The 26842-nt window shown below is 75.8% G+C and carries 24 protein-coding genes; 11 read left to right on the top strand and 13 right to left on the bottom strand.

Translation table 11 applies throughout. From position 1 onward, the window contains the following. Positions 1–3: 3 nt before the first annotated feature. A complete protein-coding gene (locus K8Z61_RS02300; protein ID WP_224126446.1) occupies positions 4–576 on the bottom strand; it encodes a hypothetical protein in 573 nt (190 codons plus the stop codon). Next, positions 573–1388, bottom strand: a complete 816-nt coding sequence (locus tag K8Z61_RS02305; RefSeq protein ID WP_224126447.1) for a DUF1028 domain-containing protein — start codon at positions 1386–1388, stop codon at positions 573–575. Before K8Z61_RS02305 ends, K8Z61_RS02300 begins: the two co-directional genes overlap by 4 nt. 87 nt (positions 1389–1475) lie before the next feature. Here K8Z61_RS02305 and K8Z61_RS02310 point away from each other — a divergent pair, with 87 nt between their 5' ends. Together K8Z61_RS02310 and K8Z61_RS02315 are read left to right on the top strand one after the other, a co-directional pair. After that, positions 1476–2504, top strand: a complete 1029-nt coding sequence (locus K8Z61_RS02310; protein ID WP_224126448.1) for a 6-phosphofructokinase — start codon at positions 1476–1478, stop codon at positions 2502–2504. Between the two features lie 370 nt (positions 2505–2874). Next, positions 2875–4209: an HNH endonuclease signature motif containing protein gene (locus K8Z61_RS02315; RefSeq protein ID WP_224126449.1), complete on the top strand. Its 1335-nt coding sequence runs from the start codon at positions 2875–2877 to the stop codon at positions 4207–4209. A gap of 209 nt (positions 4210–4418) precedes the next feature. Here K8Z61_RS02315 and K8Z61_RS02320 read toward each other — a convergent pair whose 3' ends face one another. After that, on the bottom strand, positions 4419–5381 hold the full coding sequence (locus tag K8Z61_RS02320) for an NADP-dependent oxidoreductase (protein WP_224126450.1): 963 nt from the start codon (positions 5379–5381) through the stop codon (positions 4419–4421). 111 nt (positions 5382–5492) lie between these two features. Between K8Z61_RS02320 and K8Z61_RS02325 the strand changes: the two genes are divergently transcribed. From K8Z61_RS02325 to K8Z61_RS02335, 3 genes are all read left to right on the top strand, one after another. After that, complete coding sequence (locus tag K8Z61_RS02325) at positions 5493–6974, top strand: APC family permease (protein ID WP_224126451.1); 1482 nt, start codon at positions 5493–5495, stop codon at positions 6972–6974. 75 nt (positions 6975–7049) lie between these two features. Continuing rightward, positions 7050–8384: a class II 3-deoxy-7-phosphoheptulonate synthase gene (locus K8Z61_RS02330; RefSeq protein ID WP_224126452.1), complete on the top strand. Its 1335-nt coding sequence runs from the start codon at positions 7050–7052 to the stop codon at positions 8382–8384. 7 nt (positions 8385–8391) lie between these two features. Next, positions 8392–9405 (top strand): GntG family PLP-dependent aldolase, encoded by a 1014-nt coding sequence (locus K8Z61_RS02335; RefSeq protein ID WP_308116733.1) that lies wholly within the window; start codon positions 8392–8394, stop codon positions 9403–9405. Positions 9406–9416: 11 nt separating this feature from the next. On the opposite strand, the gene K8Z61_RS02340 is transcribed toward K8Z61_RS02335, so the two are convergent. The 5 genes from K8Z61_RS02340 to pknB all read right to left on the bottom strand — a co-directional run bounded on the left by K8Z61_RS02340 (position 9417) and on the right by pknB (position 15476). Continuing rightward, positions 9417–10436: an NADase-type glycan-binding domain-containing protein gene (locus K8Z61_RS02340; RefSeq protein WP_224126453.1), complete on the bottom strand. Its 1020-nt coding sequence runs from the start codon at positions 10434–10436 to the stop codon at positions 9417–9419. 18 nt (positions 10437–10454) lie between these two features. Then, on the bottom strand, positions 10455–11519 hold the full coding sequence (locus tag K8Z61_RS02345) for a 3-deoxy-7-phosphoheptulonate synthase (protein ID WP_224126454.1): 1065 nt from the start codon (positions 11517–11519) through the stop codon (positions 10455–10457). 83 nt (positions 11520–11602) lie between these two features. After that, positions 11603–12532 (bottom strand): DMT family transporter, encoded by a 930-nt coding sequence (locus K8Z61_RS02350; RefSeq protein ID WP_224126455.1) that lies wholly within the window; start codon positions 12530–12532, stop codon positions 11603–11605. Then, positions 12529–13443 carry a deoxyribonuclease IV gene (locus K8Z61_RS02355; RefSeq protein WP_224126456.1) on the bottom strand — a complete coding sequence of 305 codons (915 nt, stop codon included), beginning with the start codon at positions 13441–13443 and terminating at the stop codon, positions 12529–12531. Before K8Z61_RS02355 ends, K8Z61_RS02350 begins: the two co-directional genes overlap by 4 nt. Continuing rightward, positions 13440–15476 (bottom strand): Stk1 family PASTA domain-containing Ser/Thr kinase, encoded by a 2037-nt coding sequence (pknB, locus tag K8Z61_RS02360; protein ID WP_224126457.1) that lies wholly within the window; start codon positions 15474–15476, stop codon positions 13440–13442. The genes K8Z61_RS02355 and pknB overlap by 4 nt, the downstream gene beginning before the upstream one ends. 96 nt (positions 15477–15572) lie before the next feature. Between pknB and K8Z61_RS02365 the strand changes: the two genes are divergently transcribed. Then, entirely contained in the window at positions 15573–15959 is a 387-nt protein-coding gene (locus K8Z61_RS02365) for an Rv2175c family DNA-binding protein (protein WP_224126458.1), read from the top strand. A 32-nt stretch (positions 15960–15991) separates the two neighbouring features. Here the strand turns inward: K8Z61_RS02365 and K8Z61_RS02370 are convergent, their stop codons facing one another. Then, entirely contained in the window at positions 15992–17101 is a 1110-nt protein-coding gene (locus tag K8Z61_RS02370) for a polyprenyl synthetase family protein (RefSeq protein WP_224126459.1), read from the bottom strand. Positions 17102–17172: 71 nt separating this feature from the next. Here K8Z61_RS02370 and metF point away from each other — a divergent pair, with 71 nt between their 5' ends. After that, positions 17173–18060 (top strand): methylenetetrahydrofolate reductase [NAD(P)H], encoded by an 888-nt coding sequence (gene metF, locus K8Z61_RS02375; RefSeq protein WP_224126460.1) that lies wholly within the window; start codon positions 17173–17175, stop codon positions 18058–18060. Positions 18061–18069: 9 nt separating this feature from the next. Here metF and K8Z61_RS02380 read toward each other — a convergent pair whose 3' ends face one another. Further along, positions 18070–19419 (bottom strand): NAD(P)/FAD-dependent oxidoreductase, encoded by a 1350-nt coding sequence (locus K8Z61_RS02380; RefSeq protein ID WP_224126461.1) that lies wholly within the window; start codon positions 19417–19419, stop codon positions 18070–18072. A gap of 209 nt (positions 19420–19628) precedes the next feature. Between K8Z61_RS02380 and K8Z61_RS02385 the strand changes: the two genes are divergently transcribed. From K8Z61_RS02385 to K8Z61_RS02395, 3 genes are all read left to right on the top strand, one after another. Further along, positions 19629–20114, top strand: a complete 486-nt coding sequence (locus K8Z61_RS02385) for an SAV_6107 family HEPN domain-containing protein (RefSeq protein WP_224126462.1) — start codon at positions 19629–19631, stop codon at positions 20112–20114. Positions 20115–20147: 33 nt separating this feature from the next. After that, positions 20148–20909: a methyltransferase domain-containing protein gene (locus K8Z61_RS02390; RefSeq protein WP_224126463.1), complete on the top strand. Its 762-nt coding sequence runs from the start codon at positions 20148–20150 to the stop codon at positions 20907–20909. A gap of 123 nt (positions 20910–21032) precedes the next feature. After that, complete coding sequence (locus K8Z61_RS02395; protein ID WP_224126464.1) at positions 21033–21467, top strand: DUF3040 domain-containing protein; 435 nt, start codon at positions 21033–21035, stop codon at positions 21465–21467. Between the two features lie 70 nt (positions 21468–21537). Here K8Z61_RS02395 and K8Z61_RS02400 read toward each other — a convergent pair whose 3' ends face one another. Genes K8Z61_RS02400 through K8Z61_RS02410 form a run of 3 tightly spaced genes read right to left on the bottom strand, consistent with a single transcriptional unit; the run spans position 21538 to position 26064 of the window. After that, on the bottom strand, positions 21538–23895 hold the full coding sequence (locus K8Z61_RS02400) for a transglutaminaseTgpA domain-containing protein (protein WP_224126465.1): 2358 nt from the start codon (positions 23893–23895) through the stop codon (positions 21538–21540). Continuing rightward, entirely contained in the window at positions 23895–25091 is a 1197-nt protein-coding gene (locus K8Z61_RS02405; protein WP_224126466.1) for a DUF58 domain-containing protein, read from the bottom strand. The genes K8Z61_RS02400 and K8Z61_RS02405 overlap by 1 nt, the downstream gene beginning before the upstream one ends. Next, positions 25075–26064 (bottom strand): AAA family ATPase, encoded by a 990-nt coding sequence (locus tag K8Z61_RS02410; RefSeq protein WP_374227895.1) that lies wholly within the window; start codon positions 26062–26064, stop codon positions 25075–25077. Before K8Z61_RS02410 ends, K8Z61_RS02405 begins: the two co-directional genes overlap by 17 nt. Positions 26065–26350: 286 nt before the next feature. On the opposite strand from K8Z61_RS02410, the gene mraZ reads away from it, so the two are divergent. Next, entirely contained in the window at positions 26351–26767 is a 417-nt protein-coding gene (gene mraZ / locus K8Z61_RS02415; RefSeq protein ID WP_224126467.1) for a division/cell wall cluster transcriptional repressor MraZ, read from the top strand. Positions 26768–26842: the final 75 nt, after the last annotated feature.

The raw sequence follows: 26842 nt of genomic DNA on the forward strand, positions 1-26842 counted from the left end.
CGCTCAGCCGTGGAGCGGCGCGGCGAGCCGGATCGGCACGTCGATTCCGTCCAGCAGGCGCGGGTCGGTGCGGGCGGGCGGGGTCGCCGTGACGTCGGGCAGCGCGTCGTCGGGCACGCCCAGGGCCTCCAGCGCGCCCAGGACGTCGGGCGACCACGCCGCGTCGGGCGCGACGGCGCCCCAGGCGCCGCGGGTCAGGCGCGCGCAGACATAGGCCTCGAGCGGCCCGAGCGCGTCCCGTCCGCTCCGCACGTGCACCCACACGTGCGGCTCGTGGGCGGCGATCCACGCGGCGGCGGCGGCTGGGCCGTCCGGATGCGTCAGCGCGGGGCGGGCGGCGCCGAGGGTGTCGGCGTCCCAGATCGCCAGGACGCCGGGGTCGCCGGCGAGCTCGAGGGCCGACCACGGTCCAGGGTCGCCCGCCGCAGCGGCCCGGACGCCGGCGCGCACCGCGCGCCACAGCGGCTCGAGGGCGGACTCGACGCCGCCGTGGGCGCCGACCGACGTCGCCAGGGCCGTCGAGCGACCCTCGACCCGCACCGCGTCCAGTCCGAGATCGACCCGGAGCGCGCTCACGCGCCCCGGACGATCGCGAGGATCCGCTCGTCGATCCAGGAGAGGTCGGGCGCCACGCGCATCTCGTGGTTCTCGGTGCCGACCCAGGCGAGGAAGTCGCGGTGGCCGCCGGCGGTCGCGAACGCCTCGAGCTCGGCGCGGAGCGCGTCGTCGACCGGCACCTTCTCGTCCTCGCGGGAGGCCGTCAGGTAGAGCTCCTGCAGCTCCATCAGGCGCGCGAGCTCGCCGATCGGATCGGCGTGGTCGTCGACGCGCAGGTCGACCGCGATGTCGTCGAGCCCGCCGTAGCCGGCGCCGTCGCGCACCACGAGGAGGGCGGCGGACTGCCGGCCCCGGCTGTCGCCGCCCGCGGCGTCCCCGGCGGCCAGGGCGGCGAAGAGCCGCTGCTCGAGCGGCAGGGTCTCGTCGGACTCCAGGAAGGCGGCCTCCATGGCGAGCACGACGTCCTCGCCGGTGAGGATGTTGCCCTGGATGGCATAGCCGGCGCCGGTGACGCCGCCGGCCCAGTCCAGGCATGCGGGGCCGGTGTGGCTCGCCGCGTTGCCGTCGACGTCGACGATGCCGACCTGACGGTGGTCGCGGCCCTCGTCCTCCTCGACCAGGCGCTCGAGGGCGACGGCGGCGGTCGCGCCCTCGTCGAGGTGGGAGAGCGCGAGGCCCTTCCAGGAGACGTTCGCGTCGGCCTGGGTGGCGATGGCGCCGACCCCGGCGACGGCCGCGGGCACCGCGGATCCGACCGCCAGGAACTTCGAGGCGACCGCCACGCCCCAGGTCTCGCCGTCCGCTGATCTGGCCACGATCGAGAAGGTCATGGTCGAACCGTAGCGCCGCGGGTAGCGTCGCCGACGACGGCGCACCCCCGCCCGTCGCGAGCCGCCCGAACCGCCTCAGGAGGCGTCATGCGAGTCGGAGTCCTCACCGGCGGGGGCGACTGCCCCGGCCTCAACGCCGTCATCCGCGCGGTGGTGCGCAAGGGGGTGCAGACCCACGGCTTCGAGCTCGTCGGCTACCGCGACGGCTGGCGCGGGCCGCTCGAGGGGCTGACGATGCCGCTCGGCGTCGAGCAGTGCCGCGGCATCCTGCCGCGTGGCGGCACGATCCTCGGCTCCTCGCGCACCAACCCGTTCGGCGTCGAGGGCGGCGTCGAGCGGATCCGGGAGAACCTGGCGGCCGACGGCGTCGACGCGCTCGTGGCGATCGGCGGCGAGGACACCCTGGGCGTGGCCACGCGGCTCGCCGAGCTCGGCGTCGACGTCGTGGGCGTGCCGAAGACCATCGACAACGACCTCTCGGGCACCGACTTCACCTTCGGCTTCGACACCGCCGTCAACATCGCCACCGAGGCGATCGACCGCCTGCACACCACCGCGGAGTCGCACCACCGGGTGCTCGTCGTCGAGGTGATGGGCCGCCACGCGGGGTGGATCGCGCTGCACTCCGGCATCGCCGGCGGCGCCAGCGAGGTGCTCATCCCCGAGCAGCCCTTCGACATCGACGACGTGTGCCGCCGCGTCGAGACCCGCTTCCAGACCCAGTACGCCCCGATCATCGTCGTCGCCGAGGGCGCGGTGCCCGCCGACGGCAGCGGCATGACGCTGACCTCGGGGGAGAAGGACGCGTTCGGCCACGTCCGCCTCGGGGGCATCGGCGACCGGCTGGCCGCCGAGATCGAGCAGCGCACCGGCAAGGAGGCCCGCGCGGTCGTGCTCGGTCACGTGCAGCGCGGCGGCACCCCCACCGCCTTCGACCGCTGGCTGGCCACCCGCTTCGGCCTGCACGCCATCGACGCCGTCGCCGACGGCGCCTTCGGCACCATGATGGCGCTGCGCGGCACCCGCATCGAGCGGGTCCCGCTGGCCGAGGGCACGGGCGAGCTGAAGGTCGTCAGCGCGGAGGAGTACGCCGAGGCGCAGGTGTTCTTCGGCTGAGGCGGGTCGATGCGGTGGCGGTCGAGCTTGTCGAGACCCCGCACGCTCGGCGGTCGAGCGGCTCCGGTGGTCGAGCGGCTCCGGTGGTCGAGCGGCTCCGGTGGTCGAGCTTGTCGAGACCCCCGCACCCGACCGCTGACGGTGACTCGTGGTGAGCCACTCGCGGTCGCCTCACTGCTCGCTGACGGTCGCCGTGGCGGTCAGGGCACTCGGTGGTCGCTCGCCGTCTCGGTACAGCGGGTGTTCCCCTTTCGCCCTGGCCGACTCCACCGTCGCCTCCCTCAGTTGTCTTTGGTTGCTGCTTCGAAAACCGCCTCTGATCTGGGGATATCCCCTGGCCTTCGAACGCGTGTTCGCATAGAATCAGGCTATGTCCTCTCGGACCCCACGGCTGCTGCGTGACAGCGACGCCCTGCGCGCTGCGATGGCCGCGCGGGCTGCTGAGGAGCAGTCGGCCAGGGAGGTCTTCATCGCGGCCGCCGATTGGGCCATCGCGCATGTCGCGGCTGAGGGGGACGTGGCGGGCTATGTGATCGACACCGGGATGATGCTGCCGCTCGCGGGCCCCGGCGCACCGGAGGTGCAGGAGCACGCGGTCACCGAGTTCGTCACCGCGATCGGGATGCGCCAGCAGACCGGCTCCCTGTTCGTCGGCCAGGCACTCGAGGCCTGTGTGCGGCTGCCGCGGGTCTGGGCGCGGCTGCTGCGCGGGGAGCTGGCGGTGTGGCAGGTGCGTCGGATAGCCGAGGACACGATCCCGCTGTCGCAGGAGGCCGCCGCGCTGGTGGACGCCCGGATCGCGGCGTACGCGCATCAGGTCTCGCGCACCCAGATCGGCAACATCTGCCGGCTCGCGCAGGAGCAGACCGACCCCGGGGACGCGGTCCTGCGGAAGGCGCGCGAGGCCGAGCACCGGCGGTTCGACGTGTGGCTCGGCCAGACGGGCTTCGACGGCACGGTCGATGTGTCCGCGATCCTCGACCAGCCGGACGCCGCCGACCTCGAGCGGGCGATCGCGGCGCTTGCCGAGCAGCTGAAGAAGGCCGGCTCGGAGGAGACGCTGAGCGTGCGCCGGGCGAAGGCGGCGGGGATGCTCGCGCGTGGCGAGAAGGCCCTTCCACTCGAGACCGGCGGAGGATCAGAGGGTGCTGCTGCTTCCGCGACGCAGCCCCGGCCGCGGCACCTCACGCTCTACGTCCACCTCTCCGTCGACGCCGTCACGGGAGCCCTCGGCGACGTCGCCCGATCCGAGGCGTCTCGGTCGCCGATCGCCATCGACGTCATCAGGAGCTGGTGCCAGACGGCCGGCACGTCGGTGACGGTCCGGCCGATCCTCGACGTCGCCGCCGAGCGGTACTCCGACACCTACGAGGTCCCCGACCTGATCCGCGAGCAGATCATCCTGCGGGACCACACCTGCGTCTTCCCCTACTGCCAGAGGCCAGCACGGGCGTGCGATGCCGACCACGTCCGGTCCTACGAGTCCGGCGGCCCGACAGCGTCGTCCAATCTCGCGCCGCTGTGCAGGAAGCACCACCGCCACAAGACCCACGACGGCTGGCGCTACAAGCCGGCGGGACCGGATGAGCCGGGGGTCTACCTCTGGCGATCACCGAACGGCGTGAGGTTCAGACGCGACCGCCTCGGCACCACCCTCACGGTGATCGAGCCTGTCGAGACCCCACCCGACCTCGACGGTGGTTGAGCCCGATCCCGGTGGTTGAGCTTGTCGAAACCCGGTCTCGACAAACTCGACCACCGCGAGACCCAGCTCGACCACCGACAGCCCCGCAGCCCGACACCAGCCCGGTGATCGGGCTACCGGCGCGCTTCGACGTGCCACGGGTGCGGTTCGCCGCCCTGCGCGGGTTCCGGGGTCTCGACGAGCTCGACCACCGGGGCCCCGGGCGAGGGTCAGACCTCGAGCACGATCTTCCCGACCGTGTGGCCCGAGTCGATGCGGCGGTGGGCCTCGGCGACCTCCTCGAGCGGGAGCACGTCGCTGACGACCAGCCGCAGCGAGCCTGCAGCGAGCAGCTCGAGCAGGCGGGGACGTGCGGCCGCGCGGATCTCGGTGCCCGGGTCGGCGCCGGGGCCGCCGCCGAGCACGGTGACGCCGGCCTTCGGCGCGGAGTCGAAGTTGGCGATGGAGGTGATCCGCTCGACCGGGACCAGGGCGAGCGAGACCTCGAGCGCCTCGGCGGTGCCGACGAGGTCGAGCGCGACGTCGACGCCGTCGGGGGCGGCGGCGCGCACCCGCTCGAGCAGTCCGTCGCCGTAGAGGAGCGGCTCGGCGCCGAGCTCGCGCAGCAGGTCGTGACGCGCCTCGCTGGCCGTGGCCAGCACCCGGGCACCGCGCTGGGCGGCCAGCTGCACGGCCACGAGGCCGACGCCTCCGGAGCCGCCGTGGACCAGGACGGTGTCGCCCTCGCCGACCTTCGTGACGGTGAGCGCGTGCTCGGCGGTGGCGCCGACCAGCAGCAGGCCGGCCGCGTCGACGAACGACACCTCCGCCGGCTTGCGGACCAGCGCGTCCGCGGGGACGACGATCCGCTCGGCGTAGGCGCCGGTGAGCGGGAAGCCGACGACCTCGTCGCCGACGGTGAACGCGGCGGTCTCGGGGTCTCCGCCGGCGGCGACGACGACGCCGGCCGCCTCGGAGCCGAGGCGACGGGGGAGGGCGTCGGGGTCGGGGCCGAAGAGCCCGGAGCGGATCTTGGCGTCGACCGGGTTCACCCCGGCGGCGCGGACCGCGACCTCGATCTCGCCGGGCCCGGGGGAGGGCAGCGCGACGTCGGTCAGCGCGAGCACCTCCGGTCCGCCGTAGGTGGTGGCGACGACGGCGCGGGTCGTCCGGGACGTGGCATCGGTGCTCATGACAGCCCGAACGCCCCGGGCGGGGGCCGGATTCCCCGGGTTTGGGCCCGAGCGGGCGCGGGAAGGGCTCGGAGGTTGACCTGCTCGCACCCCGACCCCCCGGAGGAGCCCATGGCCACGGCCGCCCACGACCGTCCCCTCGATCCCGCCCAGGAGCGAGGCTCGGGCGGCGGCACGGACCTCAAGCGCGTCATGGGCCCGGGCCTGCTCCTGCTCTTCATCGTCGGCGACATCCTCGGCGCGGGCGTCTATGCGGTCACCGGACGCCTCGCCGGCCAGGTCGGCGGCATCGCCTGGCTGCCGTTCGTCGTCGCGTTCGTCGTCGCGACCCTCACCGCGCTGTCCTACCTCGAGCTGGTCACGAAGTACCCCCAGGCGGCCGGCGCCGCGCTGTACGCCCACAAGGCGTTCGGGCTGCACTTCGTCACGTTCCTGGTGGCCTTCACCGTGGTCTGCTCGGGCATCACCAGCGCCGCGACCTCGTCGGGCCTGCTCTCGGCGAACCTGCTGATCGGGCTGGACGAGATCGTGCCCGGCGTCCCGACCGGCGACGGCGCGACGCTGCTCGTCGCCCTGGGCTTCATGCTCGTGCTCGCGGCGATCAACCTGCGCGGCGTCGGCGAGAGCGTGAAGTTCAACGTGGTGCTCACGCTCGTGGAGATGACCGCTCTGGCCATCGTCATCGGCATCGGCATCGCGGTGATCGGCCGCGGCGACGGCGACCTCGCGCGCGTCGCCATCTTCGAGAGCCCCACCGACAAGGGCCTGTTCGCCGCCGTCACGGTCGCCACCGCGATCGCGTTCTTCTCGATGGTCGGGTTCGAGGACTCCGTGAACATGGTCGAGGAGACCCGCGACCCCGAGCGGATCTTCCCCCGCGTCATGCTCACCGGCCTCGGCATCGCGGTGGTCATCTACGTGCTGGTGGCGATCTCGGTGGTGGCGGTCATCCCCGCCGGGCAGATCGCGACGCCCCAGAACCCCGAGGCGGGGGTCCTGCTCGACGTCGTCCGGCTCGGGGCGCCGGGCCTGCCGATCGACCGGATCTTCCCGTTCCTCACCGTCTTCGCCGTCGCGAACACCGCCCTGATCAACATGCTCATGGCCAGCCGCCTCGTCTACGGCATGGCCCGCCAGCACGTGCTGCCCGCTCCGCTGGGACGCGTGTCCGCACGCCGCCGCTCGCCCTACGTGGCCATCGGCTTCACCACGCTGCTCGCGCTCGCGCTGATCGTCTACGTGCGCCTCGACTCCGGCAGCACGGTCGTCGGCGCGCTCTCCGGCACCACCTCGCTGCTGCTGCTGGCCGTCTTCACCGTCGTCAACGTGGCCTGCCTGGTGCTGCGCCGTCGCGACCCCCGCACCGACGGCGGCGGGTTCCGGGCCTGGGGTCCGGCGCCCGTGCTCGGCGCGGTGCTCTGCGCCTTCCTGCTCGGCCCGTGGGCGCGGCTCTCCAGCGATCTCGTGCAGTACCGCATCGCGGCGGGCCTGCTGGCGCTCGGCGTCGTCCTGTGGGCCCTGACCGGGCTGGTCAACCGGCGCACCGGCGACCGTGACTCGGCCTTCGAGGACGTCGCCTCGATCGGCGACTGAGCACGAGGGCCCGCGCCGGTCCACGGCCGCGCGACGAAGCGGTCCGAGGCGCCGCTCCCGCGTAGGCTGGACGGCGTGAGCCTGCCGTCCCTCGCCGACCTGCACGCGCTGAAGCCCCTGCAGCAGCCGACCTACCCCGACGCCGGGTCCGTCGACGCCGCCGTCCAGCGGCTGCGCACGATGCCCCCGCTCGTCTTCGCGGGCGAGTGCGACGAGCTCACCGCCAAGATGGCCGCGGTCAGCCGCGGCGAGGCGTTCCTGCTCCAGGGCGGCGACTGCGCCGAGACCTTCGACGGCGTCACCGCCGACAACGTGCGCAACAAGCTGCGCGTGCTGCTGCAGATGGCCGTCATCCTCACCTACGCGGGCTCCGTGCCGGTCGTGAAGCTCGGCCGGCTGGCCGGCCAGTACGCCAAGCCGCGGTCCTCCGACACCGAGACCCGCGACGGCGTCACGCTGCCGGCCTACCGGGGCGACGCCGTCAACGGCTTCGACTTCACGCCCGAGTCGCGCATCCCCGACCCCCAGCGCCTGCTCGACGTCTACAACGCCTCGGCCGCGACGCTCAACCTCGTGCGCGCCTTCGTCACCGGCGGCTACGCCGACCTGCGCCAGGTGCACACCTGGAACACCGACTTCGTGAAGACCTCGCCGGCCGGCCAGCGCTACGAGGCGCTCGCCGCCGACATCGACCGCGCGCTCGCGTTCATGTCCGCGATCGGCGCCGACCCCGAGGAGCTGCGCCGGGTCGACTTCTACTCCAGCCACGAGGCCCTGCTCATGGAGTACGAGCACGCGATGACGCGCATCGACTCCCGCACCGAGCAGCCCTACAACGTCTCGGGCCACTTCGTCTGGATCGGCGAGCGCACCCGCCAGCTCGACGGCGCGCACGTGGAGTACTTCCGCCACCTGCGCAACCCGATCGGCGTCAAGCTCGGCCCGACGGCCAGCGCCGACGACGCGCTCGCGCTCGCGCAGCGGCTCAACCCCGACAACGTCCCGGGCCGGCTCACCTTCATCACCCGCTTCGGCGCGGGCAAGGTGCGCGACGGCCTGCCGCCGCTGGTCGAGAAGGTCACCGCCGAGGGCGTCAAGGTCGCCTGGGTCTGCGACCCCATGCACGGCAACACCTTCGAGTCCTCCACCGGCTACAAGACCCGCCGGTTCGAGGACGTCGTCGACGAGGTCCAGGGCTTCTTCGACGTGCACCGCGGCCTCGGCACCTGGCCCGGCGGCATCCTGGTCGAGATGACCGGCGACGACGTCACCGAGTGCATCGGCGGCGGTGAGGAGCTCGACGAGGCCGGCCTGGCCCACCGCTACGAGTCGGTCGTCGACCCGCGCCTCAACCGCGTCCAGTCGCTCGAGATGGCCTTCCTCGTCGCCGAGATGCTGCGACAGGCCTGATCCGCCCGTGAGCCCCGCCCGCCTGATCGACCTCCGCTCCGACACCGTCACCGCGCCCACCGAGGCGATGCGCGCCGCGATGGCCCGCGCCGAGGTCGGCGACGACGTCTACGGCGAGGACCCGACCGTCCGCGCGCTCGAGGAGCGGGTCGCGGAGCTGCTCGGCCACGAGGCCGCGCTCTTCGCGCCCACCGGCTCGATGGCCAACGTGCTCGCCGTGCGCACCGTCGTCGGCGTCGGGCAGGAGGTGCTCTGCGAGTCGTCGGCCCACATCGCCCGCGCCGAGCTCGGCGCGCACGCGGCGTACACGGGCCTGACCATGCGCACCTGGACGCACCCGCGCGGTCAGGTCGACCTGCCGGCGATCCAGGGTCTCTTCGCCCCCGACATGGGGCCGTTCTTCGTGCCGACGGCGGCCGTCGCGGTCGAGTGCACCCACAACTTCGCCGGCGGCGCCGTCCTGCCGATCGACGACCTGCGGGCGCTGCGCGCCTGGGCCGACGAGGTCGGCGTCGCGGTGCACCTCGACGGCGCGCGGCTGTGGAACGCCCACGTGGCCACCGGCACGCCGCTGGACGCCTACGGCGCCGTCGCCGACGTCCTCGCCGTGTGCCTCTCGAAGGGCCTCGGCGCCCCGGTCGGGTCGCTCGTCGTCGGCAGCGCCGCGGCCATCGAGGAGAGCCGCGTGTGGCGCAAGCGGATGGGCGGCGGCATGCGCCAGGTCGGCGTCCTCGCGGCGGCCGGCCTGCACGCGCTCGACCACCACGTCGAGCGGCTGGCCGACGACCACGCCCACGCGCGGCTGCTGGCCGAGGCGTGCGGGATCGATCCCGCGGGCGTCGACACCAACATCGTGGTGGTGCCGCACGACGACGCCCCGGGCGTGGTGGCCCGGGCGCGGGAGGCGGGCGTGCTGATCTCGGCGGTCGGCCCCCGCACGCTCCGCCTCGTCACGCACCTGGGCGTCGACCGGCACGCCGTCGATCGCGCGGTCGCCGCGCTCGCCCCGCTGCTCGGCTGAGGCGGAGCGCGTCAGCCGTCCTGCGGCGCGGTGCCCAGCAGCGAGATCTCGCTGATCGCGGTGTTGTCCTTGCCGGCGGGCCCCGTGCCCGGCGCGCTCACGGCGAGCAGCCGGAGCCGCACGGTCTCGGTGCGCACCCCGGTGACGTCGAGCCGCTGGAGCGAGCGGGTGTCGCGGAGGTCCTGCACGATCGTGCGGCCGTCGTCGAAGGTCCACTGCACCGAGAGCACCCGCCGGTTGCCGTGGTACCAGTCGTAGACCCGGCCCCCGGCGCGGCTGGTCTTCGCGTAGCCGTTGACCAGCCCGACCTCCACGAGATCGGTGCGCTCGGGCAGCCGCAGCACGATCTCCCGGCCGGACGCGTCGCCGGGCGTGCGCCAGCAGGTGGCGGGGTCGCCGTCGACGAGGTTCTCCGCGACGTAGTCGATCGGCTCGCCGGTGGCGACGTCGGTGGAGGATCCGCCGGCCGGCGGAGCGGTCACGGAGGTCAGCCCGGCGAGCTGCTGCGCCTCGTCGGACGCGGGGGTGGCCGACGCCGAGGCCGACGGACTGGAGGGCGAGGGCGTGTCGGACGTCGTGGGCGCCTCGCTGGGCGCGGCGTCGGCGGAGGCCGCTGAGGGCGCGGTGGCCGCGGCGTCGCGCGCGGAGTCGTCGCCCCCCACGAGCAGCAGCGCGCCGATCACCACGAGCGCGACCACCGCGGCACCGGCGACCAGCACCCCGACGAGCAGCCCCGAGCCGGCGCGTCCGGATCTCCCGGGCCCCGGGGGAGGCGGCGGCGCCGCGACCAGTGGCAGCACCCCGGTGGTCTCCGCCGGGGCCTCGGCGTCCGCGTCGGCCCAGAGCGGGAACCGGGCGGGCGGCGGCGGCTCGTGCGCGGGCGCGGGCTCGGTCGGCTCGCTCGGCTCGGCGGGTGCGCTCGCCGGCAGCGGGGCGGAGGCGGGAGGGAGGTCGCCGTCGATCCGATGCCCGCAGTTGGTGCAGTACCGGCCGACGCCGAGGGGTGCGTGGCACCGGGCGCAGGTCGTCACGGCCCCAAGTCTGCCGGGTCAGCGGGTGGGCTCGTCGGCCGCGCTCGGGGAGCGGCGCGGTCCGTCCACGCGCGGCACCCGGCGCACCACGCCGGCGAGCTCGCGCAGCGGCGCCCCCGCGAGCGGCCAGACGGCCTCGTCGACGACCTGCTCCGGGGCGGGATGCACCTCGACGTGCAGGGCGTCGGCCCCGATGGCCAGGGCGGCGCGGGCGATCGGGAGCACCAGCTCCGCGCGACCGGCCGCACGGGAGGCGTCGAGCAGCACCGGCAGGTGCGAGGCCGCCTGCAGCAGCGGGACGGCGGCCAGGTCGACGGTCGCGCTCGTCCGGGGCTCGGCGCTGCGGACGCCGCGCTCGAGCAGGACGATCTGCAGGGCCCCGCGTTGGGCCACCACCTCGGCCGCCAGCAGCCACTCCTCGATCGTCGCGCCCAGCGGCCGCTCCAGCAGCACCGGGCGCCCCGCCTCGCCGACCGCGGCGAGCAGCTCCTCGTCGCCGGCCTGGCGGGCGCCGACCCGCAGCCCCGCGGCGACCGCGGCGGCCGGCGCGGCGTCCTCGGCCCGGGCGACCCCCACGATCAGCGGCAGCCCGATGGCCGCGGCGACCCCGCCGAGCGCCTCGAGGTCGCGTCCGGCGGGCGGCGTGCTCGTGCGTCCGGTGCGGGGCCGGACGACGCCGCCGCGCAGCGCGCCCGCGCCCGCGCCGGCCGCCATGCGGGCGGCCTCGCCGAGCTGGTGGTGGTCCTCGACGAGGCCGAGGCCGACCACGAGGCCCACGGCCGGGCCGGCGGCGTCCGGGCCGATCGCGGCGCGGACCCGTCCGTCGCCGAGCACGACGGTGGAGCGCTCGGGGTGGTGCTGGCGGCTGACGAGCTTGAACGGGTCGGAGATGCGGTGGACGTCGGCGACGCCCGGCAGCGTGCGCAGGTTGAGGTGGTGGAAGGCGGAGATGTCGCCCACCAGGCCGATGATCGTGCGCGAGCGGCCACGGCTCACGAAGGCCTCGCCGCCGACGGCCTCGACCCGCTCGACGACCCGCGCGACGTCCTCGTCGGTGGCGTCCGGGGCCATCACGACGACCATGGCGGGCTCACTCCTCCGACGCCCGGGCGGGTGCGGCGTCGGGCCGACCGTAGGCGCGGGGCGCGGGGCCCACCGGCGGCGTCTCAGACGGCAAGATGCGGGACGTCGCCCTCGCTGGGGGTCCGTCGATCGCCCGGGCGCAGCTCGACGACGAGCATCGCCGTGAGCACCATGAGCCCGCCCGCGACCATCCGCAGCGTGGCGTCCTCGCCGCCGAGCGCGACCGCGAAGCCGGCGGCGAAGACCGGCTCCATCGACATGACGATCGCGCAGCGGGTGGGCGGCAGGTGGGCCTGCGCCCACGTCTGCGCGAGCATCGCCAGCGCCCCGGCGACCAGCGCCATGTAGAGCACCGACGCCCAGTCGGCGGCCGTCGGCGGCAGCACCAGGCCGTCCCAGGCCGTGGCGGTCAGGCACACCACGGCGATCACGATGATCTGCACGATCGACATGCCGAGCGCCTGACGGGGGTCGGACCACGCGCCGAGCCCGACGATGTGCAGCGCGTAGAGGAGCGCGGCGACCAGCGTGATCGCCTCGCCGTAGCCGATCGAGAGCCCGTCAAGGGTCAGCACCGCCAGGCCGGCCATCGCCAGCGCCACCGCGGCCCAGGTGGTCGCGCCGATGCGGGTGCGCAGCAGCAGCGCGGCGAACAGCGGCGTGCTCACGACGTAGAGGCCGGTGATGAAGCCCGAGACCGAGGCCGGGGTGTGGGCCAGCCCGGCCGTCTGGAGGATCTGCGCGACGCCGTAGACCAGGCCGAGCACCAGGGCGTGCCGCCGCGACTCCGGCGTCAGGCGGCGCAGCGCGCCCGGCGCCGCCGCGGCCATGACGACGGCCGCGATCGCGAAGCGCACGGCCAGGAAGTCGAGCGTCGGCACCCGCTCCAGGAGGTCCTTGATCAGGAAGAACGTGGAGCCCCAGCAGGCGGTCATCGCCAGCAGCGCCGCGGTGGCCAGCAGGCTGGTGCGACGCGAGACGCCGGGGGCGGCGGACAGGGTGGGCGTGCTCACGGGGTCTCCTCCCGGAGCCGGCGCAGCAGCGCCAGGCACGGGCTGTCGGGATCGCGGGAGCCGGGGGTCTCGAGGACGAACGGCACCCCGGCGGTGAGGGGGTGGGCGAGCAGGGCGGCGAAGGCGTCGACGCCGACGTGGCCCTCGCCCAGGCGCTCGTGGCGGTCCTTGAGGGAGCCGCGCGGGTCCTTCGAGTCGTTGGCGTGCACGAGCCGCAGGCGTCCGGGCGCGACCTCCTCGAGCCGGCGCAGCGTGGCGTCGACGCCGCCCGGCTCGTCGAGCGGCGCGCCCGCGGCGAACACGTGGCAGGTGTCGAGGCAGACGCCGACGCGGGGGTGGTGGTCGAGGGCGTCGAGGTAGGGCCCGAGATCGTCGACGCCCGCGCACAGCGAGCGTCCCTGCCCCGCGGTCGGCTCGAGGAGCAGCATCGGCCCGGCGTCGTCCGCGGCGCCCGCGGCGTCCAGCAGCGGCAGCAGGCCCTCGCGCACCTGGCGCAGGGCCGCGGCCAGCCGCTCCGCGCTCTCGGCGTCGTCGCCGGCCGGCGACACGAACGACCCGGTGTGCACCACCAGCCCCTCGGCGCCGATCTCGGCGGCCCGGCGGAGGTTGTGCCCGACCAGGGCGACGCTGTTCTCGTAGGTCGCGGGGGTCGGCGAGCCGAGGTTCACCAGGTACGGCGCGTGCACGTAGGCGCGCAGGCCGCGCTCGGCCGCTCCGGCGCGGAAGCCGGCGTCGTCGTCGGGGCGGCCCTCGCTGCGCGCCCAGCCGCGCGGGTTGCCGAGGAACACCTGCACGGCCTCGAGTCCCAGGGCGTCGACGGCGGCCAGCGCGCCCGGCACCAGTCCCTTGCCGACCTGGACGTGGGTGCCCAGCGGGCGCAGCGGAGCGCCGGTCCCGGTCGTCCCGGTCATACGAGGAAGAGGGTGATGGTCGAGCCCTTGGGCACCTGGTCGCCGCTGCCCGGGGACGTGCGCAGGACGTACTGCAGGCCGATGTAGGCGCCCGACCTCGCGACCTTGACCTTGAAGCCCTGGGCCTCCAGCGCCGAGCGGGCGGCGTCGACGCCCGAGCCGATCAGACCGCCCGGCACCTTCACGAGCTCGGGGCCGCGCGAGACGACCAGGGTGACGGTGTCGCCCCGGAAGAGCGTGCCGCCGCGGGGGCTCTGCGAGATGACCGACCCGGCGGGCACGGTGTCGCTGAACTGCTGCTGGCCGCGGTCGACCCGTAGCCCGCGCGCCTCGAGCGCCCGCTGCGCGTCGTCGGCCGGCTTGCCGACCCAGGAGCCGACGCGGATCGGCTGGCGCCCCTTGCTCACGACGAGGTCGACGGAGACCCCCCGGCGCAGCTCGGTGCCGGCCTTCGGGTCGCTGGAGATCACCTGGCCCTGCGGCACCGTCTCGGAGTAGCGGCCGGTGACCAGGCCGACCTCGAGACGGGTGTCGCGCAGCGCCTGCTCCGCGTCGTCGCGGGTGCGGCCGGCGAGGTCGGGCACCGGGTACTGCTCGACGCCGCGCGAGATCACCAGCGTGACGGTGGCACCGTCGAGCACCCGCGACCCCGGATCGGGGTCGGTGGAGACGACGTGGCCGCGGGCGACGTCGTCGCTGTAGACGGCCGCGCCGGTCTGCACCCGGTAGCCCGCGGCCTCGAGCCGCGCGGTGGCCTGGGCCTGGGTCAGGTCGAGGACGCTGGGCAGCGAGGCGTAGCGGGCGTAGCCGAACCAGTAGGCGCCGCCGGCCACGGCGAGGGCGAGCACGACGGCCAGGACGAGCAGGAGGGGGCCGCGCCGACGTCGACGGCGGGGCGCGGCTCCGCCGGCCGAGGCGGCCGGGCCGGCCGGCGTCGGGACGGGGGCGTAGGGGGGAGCCAGCGGGGCGACGGTGGTGTGCTCGACGTCGGATGCCGACAGACCCTCCGCCCGCGCCGGCGGCCGGGTGGCGAGCGGCATCGTCTGCGGCTCGTGCAGCCGGTCGCGGATCTCCTCGACGCCGACGATCTCCTCGGTGCCGCCGAGCGCGGCGACCAGCGGCGTGAGGTCCTGGGTGAGCCCCGGGTCGTCGACGCCCTCGCGCAGCGCCTGCTGCACCCGGTGCAGGTGCCGCAGCAGCACGCCGGCGTCGGAGGGACGCTGGGTGACGTCGCGCGCGGTCGCGCGGGCCACCAGCGCGTCGACGTACGCCGGCAGGCCCGGCACCAGCCGCGACGGCGGCGGGACGTCCTCGTGCACGTGCTTGTAGGCCACCTGGATCGGGCTCTCGCCCTGGTGCGGCTTCTGGCCGGTGAGCAGCTCGTGCAGGATCACGCCGACGGCGTAGACGTCGGCGCGGGCGTCGCCCGACCCGTCGACGACCAGCTCGGGGGCGACGTAGGAGACGGTGCCGATCAGCACGCCGGTGGCGGTGTGCTGGGTCTCCGCGCTGATCGCCTTGGCCAGCCCGAAGTCGGCGACCTTGACCTGGCCGTCCTCGGAGATCAGGACGTTCTCGGGCTTGACGTCGCGGTGCATGAGACCGGCCCGGTGTGCCGCGGCGAGCGCCGAGACGACCGGCTCGAGCAGGGCCAGGGCCTGCGCCGGCGGCATCGGCGCGCGCTGGGAGATGACATCGCGCAGCGTGTGGCCCGGCACGAGCTCCATCGCGAGGAACACCGTGCCGTCGTCGGCGCCCTGGTCGTAGACCGAGACGACGTGCGGGTGGGTCAGCCGCGCCGCCGCCCGGGCCTCGCGGACGAACCGCGCCGCGAACTGCGCGTCGTCGCCGAGCCCGGCGTGCATGATCTTCACCGCGACCAGCCGGTCGAGCCGCACGTCGACGGCCTCGTAGACCCCCGCCATGCCGCCGCGCGCGATGCGGCGTCCGACCCGGTAGCGGCCGTCGAGCAGGCGTCCGGTCAGCGGGTCGGACGAGGCGCCGACGGACCCCGACCGCGGCGACTGCTCCATCCCGATCCGCTCCGCCCGTGCTCGTGTGCGACCTGCTCGCGGCGTCCGGCACCGCGCCGCCATCGTACGGGTGAGGGGCCGTGGGATCATGGAGGCATGTCCGACACCCCCGCCGCCGACCTCCCGCTCGCCGACCACGACCTCGCGGTGCTGGTCGAGGACTGGATCGACTGGGCCGAGGTGGGCCGCCGCATCGGCGTCACCACGTCGCGGGTGAAGTCGATGATCCAGGACCACCTGCTCGCCGCGGCCGTGCCCGCGCCCGGACGCGGCCAGCTGGTCCCCGAGCTGTTCGTGCACGACGGCGACCTCGCCAAGGGGCTCAGCGGCGTCGTGACGATGCTCCACGACGGCGGCTACTCCGACCGCGAGATCATCGCCTGGCTCTTCCTCGACCTCGACCTGCCCGGACGCCCGATCGACGCGCTGCGCGAGAACCGCGGCTCGGAGGTCAAGCGCCGCGCGCAGGCGATGGCCTGGTAGCGCGGCGCCACCGCCTCGGACCTGCCACCGCCTCAGACCTGCCGACGCGTGGCCGCCTCGGCGAGCGCCCGCAGCGCCTCGCGGGGCCGCGCGGCGATCGGGGCGTCCTCCAGCGCCGCGAGGGCGCGCGCGGTGAGGTCGGCGATCAGGGCCTCGACCCGGGCCAGCGCGCCCGAGCCCTCGATGATCGCGCGCAGCCGCTCGACCTCGGCGGGTGCGAGCGGACGACCGAGGGCGGCGTCCAGCTCCGCGGCCTCGGCCGGCGCCGCGTGCTCGAGCGCCAGCGCCACCAGCACCGTGCGCTTGCCCTCGACCAGGTCGTCGCCGGCCGGCTTGCCGGTGACGGCGGGGTCGCCGAAGACGCCCAGCACGTCGTCGCGCAGCTGGAAGGCCTCGCCCAGCGGCAGGCCGTAGGCGCTGAGCGCCTCGAGCTCGCCGGCGTCCGCCCCCGCGAGCGCGGCGCCGACGTGCAGCGGCCGCTCGATCGAGTACTTCGCCGACTTGTAGCGCAGCACGGTCATCGCGGTGGCGACGTCGGCGCGGCCCCGGGCCTGCACCGAGACGTCGAGGAACTGCCCCGCGATCACCTCGGTGCGGCAGGCGTCGAAGACCTCCAGGGCCGGGGCGACCTCGGCCGGCGGGAGCCCGCACCGGCGCAGGGACTCGTCGGCCCAGGCGAGCAGCAGGTCGCCGGTGAGGATGGCCGCCGCCGCGCCGTACTGCGCGGGGTCGCCGGTCCAGTCGGACGCCGCGTGCTGGGCCTCGAACCCGCGGTGCGTCGACGGCCGGCCCCGTCGGGTGTCGGAGGCGTCCATCAGGTCGTCGTGCACCAGGGCGCTCGCGTGCAGCAGCTCCAGCGCCGCGCAGGCCCGCACGAGGGCCGCCTCGTGCGCGTCGTCCAGCGGCCGTCCGCCGGCCACGGCGAGGTGGCCCCAGCGGCAGAAGAGCGCCCGCAGCCGCTTGCCGCCGGCCAGCAGGGCGCGGATCTCGGCGAGCAGCCGCTCCGCGTCGGGCCCCAGCGGCGCGAGGACCGTGGCCTGGTGGTCGACCACGGCGTCGAGCGCCGCCTGCACCGCCGCGCGGAAGGCGTCGGCGTCGTCGGCCGGGACGGCCTGCGGGCTCGGGGCGGGGGAGGCGCTCACGCGACCCGAGCGTAGGCCCCGGGCGTGGACGGCCGCGGTCGGGGCTGGGGCCGCGACCCTACGATCGGGGCATGACGATCGGTCGCGGGCGCTCGCTGAGGGACCTCGTGCAGGCCGGTGAGCGCTCGTTCAGCTTCGAGTTCTTCCCGCCGCGCGACGAGGCGGGCGAGGAGCAGCTGTGGCGGGCCGTCAGCGCGCTCGAGCCGTACGCGCCGTCGTTCGTCTCGGTCACCTACGGCGCCGGCGGATCCAACCGCGACACCACCGTGCGCATCACCGGGCGCATCGCCCGCGAGACCTCGCTGCTGCCGATGGCCCATCTCACCTGCGTCGGCCACACCCGCGAGGAGCTCGAGGCGATCCTCGACGAGTACGAGGCGGCCGGCGTCCACCACGTGATGGCGCTGCGCGGCGACCCCGCCGAGGGCCCCCGGGCGCCGTGGACGCCCACCGAGGGCGGCCTCACCTACGCCCAGGAGCTCGTCGAGATGGCGGCGGCCCGGGGCTTCCGCATCGGCGTCGCGGCCTTCCCCGAGCGGCACCCGGCCTCGCCCTCGCTCGACTTCGACGCCGACGTGCTCGCCGCCAAGGCCCGCGCGGGCGCCGAGTTCGCGGTCACCCAGATGTTCTTCCGCGCCGACGACTACCTCGCGCTCGTCGAGCGGGTGCGGGCCCGCGGCGTCGACCTGCCGATCCTGCCCGGCATCATGCCGATCCTGAACCTCAGCGCGATCCGGCGTCAGGGCGAGCTGATCGGCACCGACGTGCCCCCCGAGATCGTCGCCCGGATCTCGCGCCACGAGGGCGACCCCGCCGCCATGCGCGCGGAGGGCATCGCGCTGGCCGCGGAGCTGTGCGAGGAGCTCCTCGCGGGCGGCGCGCCGGGCCTGCACTTCTACACGCTCAACCAGTCGCGGGCGACGCTCGAGATCTTCGAGCGGCTCAACGTCACCGTCTGAGCCGTCCGCTCAGGCGGGGCCGACGACCTGCGCGACGAGCGCCGCCGAGAGGCCGACGGCCGGCAGGCCCGCGCCCGGGGTGGCGTGCGCGCCCGCCGCGAGGACGCCGGGCACGGGCGTCGTCGGCCCGAGGCGGCGCCGCACCGTCCCGCGGCCCTGCCACAGGACGCCGTACGGCGAGCCGTGCCAGCGCTCCACCAGCGCCCGGGCCGACAGGTCGACGCGGCCGACGATCCGCGAGCGCACGTCGAGGCCGCGGCGGGCCAGGGCGACGGCGAGGTCCTCGTCGACCCGGCCCCGGGCGAGGATCGACCAGGCCCGGTGACCCTCCGGCGCCCGGCCTCCGGGTCGGACGACGAGCAGCGGCTCGCCGTGCAGCACCAGCTCGGGCGGCAGGTCGGGCAGCGGGTCGGACGGGTCGTCGTCGCGCAGCGCGAGGTGGCTGACGACGGGGGGCAGTGCCGGCATCGACGTCGCGACGTGCGGCGCCAGGGCGGGCAGCCCGCGCGGGTCGATCGCGCAGACGACGAGATCGGCGTCGAGGTCCTCCGGCGTCGCGCCGTCCCGCTGCACGCGCACGCCGACCGCGCGTCCGGCCTCGAGGCGGACGTCCAGCGCCCGCACGCCGGCGAGCACCTCCACGCCGCGGGTGACCAGCCGCTGCTCGAGCGCGGCGGCCAGCGCGCCGGTGCCGCCGACGACCCGCCAGGTGCCGAAGGTCTGCTCGAGGTAGGCGGTCAGCGCGGTCCAGCCGGGGGTCAGGCGCGGGTCCTGGCCGTCGAGGACGGCCGGGTGCGTCGCGACGAGCCGGGCCCGGCGGTCGCGGAAGGCGGCCCGCGCGCGGCGCTCGAGCGTCTCGCGGGAGTCCAGCCGCAGCCGGGCCTCCGCCGGGAGGGCGTCGCGGCCGCGGAGGTCGGGCGGCACCTCGAAGTAGGCCGTGCGCAGGGCCTCCCAGTCGCGTCCGGCCTCGTCGACGTAGGCCAGCCAGCGCTCGCCGAGGCCCGCCCGGAGCGCGTCGAACGCCTCCGCCTGCCGTCCGCGGGATCCGGCGTGGAGCGTCAGCGAGCCGCCGTCGGCGAAGCGGTGCTCGCGCAGGACGTCCTGCGGCACCAGCTCCAGCTCGCGCTCCAGCGGGCGGCCCGACTTGCGGAACAGGTCGCGCAGCACGGCCGGGAGCAGGACGGTGGAGACGGCGGCGTCCCAGGCGAAGCCGGGCAGCGCGTCGTCCTCGACGTCGAGCAGCGCGCCGCCGACCCGGGGGGAGCGCTCGACGAGTCGCACCGCGTGGCCCAGCTTCGCCAGGCGGGCCGCGGCGGCCAGGCCGCCGAGCCCGCCGCCGACGACGACGACGTCCGCCACGTCAGCGTTCCGCCCGCTCGGCGGGCACGGCTGGCACGGCTGGCACGGGCAGCGCGGAGCGATCGGGACGGGGCGCGTGCATGTCCGAGACCCTAGACGCCACCGCGTGACCCGCGGCACGACCGTCGCCGGGGGAGCGGTGCTTGACCGCGGCGCCCGCACGACGCACACTCGTGTCGAACAGGCGTTCGACACGACAGGAGGCCGAGATGAGCCCCGACCCCACCCCCGCCGCCGCCGACCCGGTCCCGGAGCGCGGCGCGCCCGTCGTCGTCCACCCGGCGCTGCTGTCCGAGCAGGTGCACGCCTACCTCGAGCGCTCCGCGGCCTCGCTCGCCGAGGCGGCCCACGAGCCGAGCGTCCCGGCGCGGTACGCCACCGCCCACGTCGCCGCGCTGCAGGCCGCGGCCGCCGTGGTGGCCGCCCGGTCGCGTCCGCAGGCGGGCCGCCCGCGCGGCCGCAGCACCGCCTGGACGCTGCTGGCGCGCCTGGCCCCCGAGCTGGAGGAGTGGGCCGCGTTCTTCGCCGCCGGCGCCGCCAAGCGGGCCGCGGCCGCCGCCGGCTCCGCTCGGGCCGTCAGCGCGCGAGAGGCCGACGACCTGCTCCGCGACGCCGAGCGGTTCCTCTCCGTCGTCGAGCAGACTCTCGGCCTGGCGCCGCGGCAGCACGGTCTCGAGCGGCTGCGCGCCGGATGACCCGTGCTCCTCGCCCCGCACTAGGGTGGCGCCATGCCTGAGACGCCCGCCGGATCCGGACTCGTCGGCGACCGGCCCTCGGAGCGCCGGCACGCGGCCCGGCTCGGCGCGGTCTGGTCGGCGCTCGAGCCGTTGGTCGCGCCCGCGAGCGCCGGGGGAGCGCTCGACGTGCTCGACATCGGCGGCGGCACGGGCGGGCTCGCGGTGCGGATCGCCGAGGCCGGCCACCGCGTCACCGTGGTCGACCCGAGCCCGGACGCCCTGGCGGCCCTGGACCGCCGCGCCCGCGAGTCGGGCGTCACCGTCGCGGGCGAGCAGGGCGATCTGAGCTCACTGCCCGAACGCGGCGCCAGCGTCGACCTGCTGCTGTGCCACGGCGTCCTCGAGCTCGCCGACGATCCCGCGGCTGCGCTCGCCGGGCTCGCCTCGGTGCTGCGACCCGGCGGCACGCTGAGCCTGCTCGTGGCCCAGCGGCATGCCGCGGTGATCGCCCGTGCGATGGCCGGCCACTTCCAGCAGGCGCGTGCGCTGCTCGACGAGGACGCCGCGGCGCCCGGCTCGCGCGGTCGCCGGTTCGTCGCCGAGGAGCTGCTGGCCTGGCTCCAGGACGCCGGCCTCACGCCGGGGCTCGTCCAGGCCATCCGGGTCTTCGCCGACCTCGTGCCCGGCTCGCTGCTCGACCTCGAGCCGGGCGCCACCGCCGCGCTGCTCGAGCTCGAGCGCGCGGTGGCCGAGCGCCCCGAGTTCCGGCCGCTGGCCGCCCGACTGCACGTGCTGGCCGTCCGCCCGGCCTGACCCCGGCGGCCGCGAGATTTTCGCCGGGTCCGCCTACCGTGGCGCCCGGGGCCTGCCTATCCTTGGAGGAGCCCCGGCCGCCGCCGGCGGCGGGCCCAGACACGATCTCACCCGGAGGCTGACGTGCCACTCTCGGAAGAGGAGCTGCGAGCGCTCGCGCAGATGGAGCGCGCCCTCTCCGAAGAGGACCCCAAGTTCGTCTCGACCCTGCGCGGCACCACGGCGCGACGGTCGGCGCGACGCAGGGCGGTCCTCGCCGGAGCCGTCTTCGTCCTCGGCGTCGTCGTCCTGATGACCGGCGTCGTCGCGAAGGCGTGGCCGCTCGGCGTGGTCGGCTTCGGCGTCATGCTGGCCTCGACCATCCTCGGCCTGAACGCGATGCGGGCCCAGCAGGGCGGCGCCCCCGCCGAGGCTGCGGCCCGGCCCACCTCGCGGGGCTTCGCGGTCGTCGACGGCGGTCGGTCCTCGCGGCCGCGCCGCCAGCGTCGCTCGTCCGGCTCCTTCATGGAGCGGATGGAGGAGCGCTGGCGTCGCCGTCGCGACTCCGGCGGCTTCTGATCGCCTCGCGCGAAGCTCTCCACGGCCCGACCGGTCCTCCGGTCGGGCCGTGGTGCGTCTGGGGCAGTCGTCAGGGCCGGCGGGCCGACGACACCAGCTCGGCGTCCTCGGCGGTCGCCGCCACCGGGGCCGCGGCGCGATGGCGCAGCGGGGTGACGGGGAGCCAGGTCGCCCGGCGCCGTGCTCGCGGGCTCGCGTCGCGCAGCAGTGCCGCCACGACGGTCGCGGCCGAGCTCGTCGCGGAGTCGGACGCGGTGCCGCGGGCAGCGCTCGCCGCGGATCCGGCGTACCGGCCTCGCTCGACCTCGAGGGTCAGGGCGTCGAGCGCGGCGCGTGCCTCGGGCGCGAGCGTCGGCGCGAGCGCCGCGGCCGTCTCCCGAGGGGATCGCGCGGGCGGCCATGGCGCGCCCACGTCGCGGGCGGTGTCGCCGACCTCGGCCCAGCGCTGCTCGGGGTCGCCGGCGAGGCGGCGCCTACGGCGGCGCCGCCGCAGCGAGCGGGGCAGCAGCACCAGGCCGACGACGGCCAGCACGATCGCCGCACCGCTGAGCACACGGGGGAGCGGGCTGCTGCCGGCGGCCACCGGCGCGTCGGCGGACGGCGCGGGGGTCTGCTCGCGTCGCTGCTCGGGCGCCTGGCTCGGGGCGGCGGAGGGCCGGGCGGACGGCTGCGCGGAGGGCGCGGTGCTCGGCGGCTGGCTCGGGCCGCCGTCCCGCTGGACGCTGTAGCCGGGCACCGTGTCGGTGCGGACGGTCGGCGTCGGCTCGAAGCGCACCCAGCCGTACCCGCGGAAGAACAGCTCGGGCCAGGCGTGCAGGTCGTGGCTGGAGTACTCGTACACGCCGGGGCCGAGGCGCTCGGGACGCAGGAAGCCGACCGCCACCCGGGCGGGGATGCCGGCGAGCCGGGCCATGACGGCCATCGCCGAGGCGAACTGCTCGCAGTAGCCGCGGCGCGCGTCGGGGCCGGTGGGCTCCAGGAACGCCGCCAGCGCGTTGACGCCGTTGCCGACCGGCGCCTGCTCGAGGTCGTAGGTGAACTCGTCCTGGAAGAACGCCTGCAGTCGGGAGGCGATCTCGAAGTCGTCGGTCGCGCCCTCGGTGAGCTGGTCGGTGAGGCGCTGGACGATCGGCGGCAGGTCGTCCGGCAGCCGGGTGAAGGACGACGACACGGCGCCGCCCGGCGGACCGGCGGCGGCCAGGTCGGCGGCGGTGATGCGCAGGTCCTGGGCCACGAACGAGTAGGAGAGGTCGCGGGTGTCGAGGTCGTCGTCCGCGGCGATGACGTCGCCGGTGGCCACGTCGTAGCGCCAGTCGCCCTCGGCGGTGACCTCCGTGGCGGTCGAGGCCGTCGGGAGCCAGCGCGAGCTGAAGTCGCCCACGTCGACCGACCAGCGGCGAGCCGTGCGCGGCACGTCGGCGTCGACGCCGCTGAGCGGGATGGGCTGGCCGTCGGCCCGCTGCGCGTCGGGGATGGCGCGGTCGCCGGCCGTCCAGCGCTCGCCGTTGAAGGTGGTGAGCACAGCGATGCGCAGGTACGACGGGTCGGGCTCGGCCGTGCGCACCTGCACCAGGGGCACGTCGGCGCCGCGCCGCAGGTCGCGCTGCAGGTCCGTCATGGGGTTGGTGACCGACACGCCGCTCCCGCCGCGGCCCGGCCCCGAGCCGAGGCCGAAGGGCGCCGTGCCGACGCCCGGGAGCGCCAGCGGCAGGACGAGGGCGAGCGCCGCCGTCGACCCGCCGATGAGCAGCGCGGTCGTGCGGACGGTCGTCGGCCGGTGGTCGTCGGCGCCGCCGATCCGGGGGCCCCAGCGGCCGGCGGTGTCGCGCTCGTGGAGCAGCAGCAGCGCCCCGAGCCCGAGGGCCACCAGCAGCACCTGCCACCACGGGACGGTGTCGCCGACGATGGCCAACGGCACCGCGACCGCGCCGAGCAGGGGCAGGGCCACCAGGGGCGTGCGGCGTGCGGTGCCGACCAGCAGCTCGATGACGACGAGCAGCGCCGTGCCGCCCGCCACCATCACCAGGTCGATCGGCGGCACGTCGGCGGCGACCGGCGGGGCGTAGGTCTGCGCGGACGCGACGGCCGCGCGCCACTGCTCGGCGAGGCGGGCGGCGTCCGCGCTGCTGAGCACCCAGGGGTGGCCGAGCGCGACCGCGGTGACGCCGAGCGCGCCGACGCAGGTCTGCGCGATCACGACCAGCGGCCAGGGCACGCGGGTGCGCAGCCGCTGCGCGGTGCCGGTGAGCGCGAGCACGACCGCGATCCACAGGAGCGGACGCAGGTAGCCGGCCGGCTGCTGGGCGAACGCCGACCACGAGAGCAGCGCGAGCCAGCCGGTGAGCGTGGCGAGGAGCGAGCGACCCAACAGGGCCGGCGCGGCCAGCCGGGCCGGACGGACGGCTCCGACGGAGCGGGCGGCGGCCATCAGCGGGCCCCCGCCGGGGCGCCGGCCACCGCGGCGACCCACGCCGCCGGGAGGTCGGCCTCGGAGGAGAAGCCCGCCTGGCGCCAGCCGGCACCTGCGAGCAGCGCCCCGTCGTCGCCCAGCCGCAGCGCGAGGCAGGTGGCCGCGGTGCGGCGTGCGCGCGCCAGCAGCGGGACGTCGGCCTCGCCGAGGGAGCCGAGCACCGCGACCAGCAGGTCGCCCTCGACCCGGTCGGCGAGATCGGCGGGCAGGCGCGTCACGAGGGAGGCCTCGACCTCGGCCAGACGCTCGAGCAGCCGGGCCGGGGTGGTCGGCCGCGGGTCGGCGGGCCGGCCGGCGTCGGTGGTGGTGAGCAGGCGGACCTCGTAGCCGCGCCGGGCCAGGTGCAGCCCGACCGAGGCCGCGGCGCTGACGGCGGCCTCGAGGCCGGAGCGCGACCCCGCGTGCGCGGCGGCGCGATCGTCGAGCAGGACGGTCGCCCGCGCCTGCCACGGCTGCTCCTCCTGCCGCACCATCAGCTCGCCGGCGCGCGCCGAGCTGCGCCAGTGGACGCGTCGCAGGTCGTCGCCGATGCGGTAGCCGCGCACCGTGAGGTCCTCCGCGCTGCCCACGGCGGCGGGTCGCGGGCGCTGGTCGCCGGAGCCCGACCAGCCCGTCGGGAGGGGCGCGGCGGGCAGCTCGACGACCTTCGGCGTGACCAGCAGTGTGGCGGTGCTGGTGAACTCGCGGCGCAGCGCGACCAGCCCGAACGGGTCGCCGACCAGCACCCGCATGGGGCCCAGCACGTACCGGCCGCGCTGCTCGCAGCGGACCTCGTAGCGCACCTGGCGACGCCAGCCGCGGCCGACGCCGTCGAGGACGAAGCGCGGTCGCGCCCCCAGGGCGTAGGGCACCTGCTCCTCCAGGCGCAGCACGCCGCTGGGCGTGCGGCCCTCGTTGGTGACGGTGAGCGTCACCTCGGCGCGCTGGCCCACCGGGACGCTCCCCGGTGCCAGCACCCGGCCGAGGGCGAGGCGGTACTGGCTGCGCGCGAGGACGACCGCCGCGACCAGCGGGAGCAGCAGCCCGAGCAGGGCCGCCCGCTGGAGCGTGGTCTGGTCGAGCACGATCGCGCAGGCGAGCGCGGTGACGCCGGCCGCGACGAAGGCGCGGCCCCGGAAGGTGAGTCCGGCCAGGGCGTCACGCAACGGGCACACCGGCGATCAGGTCGGCGAGGATGCGGTCGCCGGTGCGACCGGCTTCGGCGGCGCCCAGCGTCGGGATGAGGCGGTGCGCCAGCACCGACGGCGCCAGCAGCGCGACGTCGTCGGGGATGACGTAGTCGCGACCCTGCAGTGCGGCGAAGGCCTTGGCGGCCCGGACGAGGTGGAGGCTCGCCCGGGGCGAGGCGCCCAGGCGCAGCTCGGCGCTCGCGCGGGTCGCGCCGGTGATGCCCAGCGCGTATCGCAGCACGGCGTCCGCGACGTGCACGCGTCCGACCGACGCGATCGCCTTGCGCACCTCGGCCGCGTCGGTGACCGGCTCGAGGTCGTCGAGCGGGGACGCGCTGGTGTGACCGGCCAGCATGGCCAGCTCGGCGCTCAGCACCGGGTAGCCCATCGAGACCCGGGCCATGAACCGGTCGCGCTGCGCCTCGGGCAGGGCGTAGGTGCCCTCCATCTCGACCGGGTTCTGGGTCGCGATGACCAGGAACGGGGTCTCGAGCGCGTAGGTCGTGTCGTCGACGGTGACCTGACGCTCCTCCATGCACTCCAGCAGGGCCGACTGGGTCTTGGGCGAGGCCCGGTTGATCTCGTCGCCGACCACGACGTTGGCGAAGACGCCGCCGGGACGGAACTCGAACTCGCGGGTGTCCTGGTTGAAGACCGACACGCCGGTGACGTCGGAGGGCAGCAGGTCGGGCGTGAACTGGATGCGGCGCACCGTGCAGTCGATGCTCCGCGCCAGCGCCTTGCTCAGCATGGTCTTGCCGACGCCGGGCACGTCCTCGATCAGCAGGTGGCCCTCGGCGAGCAGGACGACCAGCGCGGCCGTCACGACGTCCGGCTTGCCCTCGATGACCCGCTCGACGTTCTCGCGGATGCGTCCCGCCACGCGGGCGATCGCGTCGACGTCGGCGGTGGCCGGCGCAGGGGCCCCGGCGCGGGGGTCGCTGGTCGGGTCGGTCACGGGGCCTCCACTCCCTCGTGGGGCGGTCGGCGCCGGCGGCGCCGGAGCCGTCGGATCCGCCGACGCCCGCCTGCTCCCACCGTAGGGGCGGCGGGCAACCGGCGTCAGGTCCGCAGGTGGGGGCCGTGCGACGGCGTCCGGGGGAGCGATGCCGCGCGGCCGGGGAGCGATTGGGGTGCGGATGGGGGGAGAAGTGGTTGACGGTGGAGTGAAGTGGAGTAGGGTGGAGCGCAGTGGAGGAAGCGACCAGTGCAGTGCCGGTCAGTGGAGGTGCGACGTGTTCTTCATGGGCACGTTCACGCCGAAGCTCGACGAGAAGGGCCGGCTGTTCCTCCCCGCCAAGTTCAGGGATCGACTCGCGGAGGGCCTCGTGATCACGCAAGGGCAGGAGAAGTGCCTGGTCGTGTGGCCCGAGGACGTCTTCATGCAGGAGGCCGCCCGCGCCCAGGGCGTGCCGATGACGAACCGTGACGCCCGCGACTACGCCCGCGTCCTCTTCGCCTCGGCCGAGCAGACGACGCCCGACAAGCAGGGACGGGTGGGCATCCCGCTCCACCTGCGCGCCTACGCGGCGCTCCAGCGCGACGTGGTCGTCATCGGCGTGATGGACCGGGTCGAGATCTGGGACCCGCAGCGGTGGGCCGACTACTCCTCCGGTGCCTCGGAGAAGTTCGCCGACCTCGACGAGCGTCCGCCTGTCTGACCCGCTCCACCGCTCCCCACACAACTCCACCAGCGACGTCCGCAGGGCCCGGTCTCAGCCCGCTCCCGTGTTCTG

It is taken from the genome of Nocardioides sp. TRM66260-LWL (genome assembly GCF_020075545.1).
Classification (GTDB): domain Bacteria; phylum Actinomycetota; class Actinomycetes; order Propionibacteriales; family Nocardioidaceae; genus Nocardioides.